The sequence below is a fragment of the Sphingobium sp. YR768 genome (assembly GCF_900111125.1).
In the GTDB taxonomy this organism is placed as follows: domain Bacteria; phylum Pseudomonadota; class Alphaproteobacteria; order Sphingomonadales; family Sphingomonadaceae; genus Sphingobium.
In genome coordinates this window covers 1-3,528 of record NZ_FOGE01000072.1, presented here as the reverse complement: position 1 = coordinate 3,528, position 3,528 = coordinate 1, and the positions used below count along the sequence as shown (strand labels likewise).

Annotated in this window: 3 protein-coding genes and 1 pseudogene; all 4 read left to right on the top strand. The window is 61.2% G+C overall.

The genetic code is table 11. The features are described from left to right. Positions 1–317: 317 nt before the first annotated feature. Positions 318–991: pseudogene (locus BMX92_RS28290) on the top strand (IS5 family transposase); the annotation flags it as partial. A 91-nt stretch (positions 992–1,082) separates the two neighbouring features. Beyond that, the gene (locus BMX92_RS26610) at positions 1,083–1,412 is read left to right on the top strand and encodes an IS66-like element accessory protein TnpA (protein WP_093022739.1); all 330 of its coding nucleotides are present in this window, start codon (positions 1,083–1,085) and stop codon (positions 1,410–1,412) included. Continuing rightward, positions 1,409–1,756, top strand: a complete 348-nt coding sequence (gene tnpB / locus BMX92_RS26605) for an IS66 family insertion sequence element accessory protein TnpB (RefSeq protein WP_093022736.1) — start codon at positions 1,409–1,411, stop codon at positions 1,754–1,756. The genes BMX92_RS26610 and tnpB overlap by 4 nt, the downstream gene beginning before the upstream one ends. Positions 1,757–1,816: 60 nt before the next feature. Continuing rightward, complete coding sequence (locus BMX92_RS26600) at positions 1,817–3,454, top strand: IS66 family transposase (protein WP_093022733.1); 1,638 nt, start codon at positions 1,817–1,819, stop codon at positions 3,452–3,454. Positions 3,455–3,528 lie beyond the last annotated feature (74 nt).

Below are 3,528 nucleotides of genomic sequence, written 5' to 3'. Positions count from 1 at the left end.
TCGCCTATTATGACAACCATCGTCCGCATTCACGCCTTGCAGGGAAAACCCCAGGCGAGGCATATGGGCAAATCGGCGCTTCAAATCCTGGGGGGCATGCCCTCCAGGATTTGATCACCCAAATGGCGGCATCAACAACAATCAGGATGAGCTTAACTTAACCGCCAACCTGTCAAAGAAGGCGAGCCCACCTCAGTTTTCAAACGCTCTTAGCGTTACTCTTGATTGGAGTAATGCTGGCGGTCTAGGCCACATACCCATAAATAGGATTCCCAAAGGACGAGCGATCTGATTCAATTTCCGGGAAGGAGATTGAGATGGCGCGGTTCGATTTGACGGATTTCGAGTGGTCGGTGATCGCGCCGCTGCTGCCGACGAAGGTTCGAGGCGTGAAGCGAGTTGATGATCGCCGTGTGCTCAACGGGATATTCTGGCGGCTGCGAACAGGAGCGCTCTGGGCGGACATTCCCTCCCGATACAGTCCGCATACGACCTGTGTGAACCGCTTCAATCGCTGGCGTCGGGCCGGTCACTGGGCACGGATATTGGAAGCAGTATCAGTCGCTTATGAAGGCGACGTGCAGATGATCGACAGTTCTTCGATCCGGGTTCACCAGCATGGCGCCAACGGCGATAAAAAGGGGGACCCGGTTGCATGGGTCGCTCGCGCGGTGGCCTGACGACGAAAATCCACGCGCTGGTCGATGCCAATGGCCTGCCGATCGCGCTCAAGCTCACCGCCGGCCAGGCACATGATGGCCGCAGCGCTGCCGACATGCTCGGCACCTTGAGCGATGGTGACGTGCTGCTTGCCGACCGCGCCTATGACAGCGATGCGCTCAGAAGCGAGATGGCTGCTCGCGGCGTTTGGGCTAACATCAAACCCATGCCAAACCGCAAGCGCAGGCCCGCCTTCAGCGCATTTCTTTATCGTTATCGCAATCTCGTCGAGCGCTTCTTCAGCAAACTCAAGCAGTTTCGCGGTATCGCTCCGGTGAGGGCCGCCTTGCGGTGATGGGCTTATATTTCGAGATGGCACCGGTGCAAGCACTGGTGTTTGCACCGGTACAAGCGACGGTGCGATGAGCCAGATCACAGTAATTTCGGGTCCAGAACGGCGGCGGGTATGGACCGACCAGCAGAAGCGCGAACTGGTCGCGGCAGTTTCGGCGCCCGGTGCGAACGTGGCGGAGATTGCCCGCCGTGCCGATCTGCGGCCGAACCAGATCTACCGATGGCGGCGGCAGATGGGGCAGGCAGCCCAAGGCTTTGCAGAAGTGCAGGTGCGGCCCGATCCGATGCCAGTGAGCGGATCGGCGATCATCGTGGAGTTCGAGCGGGCGATCGTGCGTATTCCCGCTGGCGCATCGCCCGGACTAGTGTCGACAGTGCTGCGGTCGGTCAAGCCGTGATCCCAGTCCCCTCCGGCGTTCGGATATGGATCGCGACGGGGCACACGGACATGCGGCGCGGCATGCGCAGCCTGGCCCTTCAAGTGCAGCAGAGTTTCGGACGTGATCCCTTCGCGGGTGACCTCTACATTTTCAGGGGACGCCGCGGCGACCTCTGCAAGATCATCTGGCACGATGGCGTCGGCATGTCGCTTTATTCGAAGCGTCTTGAGCGCGGGAAGTATATCTGGCCGTCGGCCGTGGACGGCGTGATTGCCATCTCCCCCTCGCAGATGGCTTGCATGCTAGAGGCGATCGACTGGCGTAATCCGCAAGCAACCTGGTGCCCGACATTGGCCGGATAAAAGGCCTGACATGACCTAAAAAGCTAGAGATTCCGGTGCTTTTTGGCTATGCTATTGGCCATGGGGACGGAAGCGCAAGCAGAGATCGACAGCCTTCGCGAGCGGCTTGCCGCTGCCGAGGCTGTCGCCGCTGAAGTCGCCCGCATCAAGTCCATCAACGCTGACCTGGAAGCCCGCAACGCCCTTCTCGAACTGCAGAACGAGAAGATGCGTCGTACCCTTTTTGGCCAGCGATCCGAACGCACGCGCCATCTGCTCGACCAGATGGAACTGACCTTCGAGGAGTGCGAGACCGCTGCCAGCGAAGATGAGCTTCTGGCTGCTCTGGCAGCGGCGAAGACCAACGTCGCACCGTTTGAACGCAAGCGGCCCGCCCGCAAGCCCTTGCCTGAGCATCTGCCGCGTGAACGCATCGTCATTGCTGCGCCGGAGGCCTGCTCCTGCTGCGGCTCGGATCGGCTGTGCAAGCTGGGCGAGGATATCACCGAGACGCTCGAGGTCGTGCCGCGCCAGTGGAAGGTGGTCCAGACCGTTCGTGAGAAGTTCTCCTGCCGCGATTGCGAGAAGATCACCCAACCGCCGGCGCCGTTCCATGTCACGCCCCGCGGGCTCTTTGGACCCAGCTTCCTGGCGATGCTGCTGTTCGAGAAGTTTGGCGCGCATCAGCCGCTCAACCGCCAGCGTGACCGCTATGCCCGCGAGGGCGTGGAACTGAGCCTTTCGACCCTGGCCGATCAGGTCGGCACCTGCACCGCCGCGCTGATGCCGCTCTATTTGCTGATCGAGGCGCATGTCCTGGCCGCCGAGCGGCTGCATGGCGACGATACCACGGTGCCGGTGCTGGCCAAGACCAAGACCGATACGGGCCGGATCTGGACCTATGTCCGGGATGATCGACCTTTTGGCGGACCTGCGCCGCCCGCGGCCATCTTCCATTATTCCTGTGATCGGCGGGGCGAGCACCCCGTTGGCCATCTGCGCAACTGGAGAGGCATTCTCCAGGCCGATGCCTATGCCGGATACAATGCGTTGTTCCACGCCGACAGATTGCCGGCGCCGCTGACCCGCGCCCTATGCTGGAGCCATGCGCGCCGCTATTTCTTCGAGCTGGCCGATGTCGCCGCGCAGCTCAAGAAGCGCCGCAAAAAGGCTGCCGTCATTTCACCGCTGGCAGTGGAAGCGGTCCGCCGCATCGACGCGATCTTTGACATTGAGCGCGCCATCAACGGCAGGCCGGCACAGGAGCGACACGCCCTTCGGCAGGAACTCAGCGCACCGCTGGTTGGCAATCTGGAAGAATGGATGCGGGAGAACCGCTCAAAGCTATCGAAGAACAGCGATGTGGCCGAGGCCATGGATTACATGCTCAAGGCATGGCCGGCCTTCGCCGCGTTCCTCGATGACGGCCGCATCTGCCTCTCGAACAACGCGGCGGAACGCGCGCTCAGAGGCATAGCCCTTGGCAGAAAATCGTGGCTCTTCGCGGGTTCAGACCGCGGCGGTCAGCGCACCGCCTTCATGCTGAGCCTCATCGGCACGGCGAAGCTCAACGATATCGATCCCCAGACCTGGCTTGCCGATGTTCTCGCGCGCATCGCCGACATACCCCAGACCCGTCTCCAAGAACTGCTTCCCTGGAACTGGAAAGCCGATCATCATAGGGCTCCGATAGAGGGACTAGAGCATAATCCGATCTGACGGAATCGCAGGGATTCCCTTGAGCCAGGAAATCTGATTCAACATAGCAGCTGGACGAGGAGGCCGGCCTGGCA

Coding starts and splice junctions, on each gene's coding strand:
- BMX92_RS26610 (WP_093022739.1), top strand. CDS start 1,083: ATGAGCCAGATCACAGTAATTTCGGGTCCAGAACGGCGGCGGGTATGG.
- BMX92_RS26600 (WP_093022733.1), top strand. CDS start 1,817: ATGGGGACGGAAGCGCAAGCAGAGATCGACAGCCTTCGCGAGCGGCTT.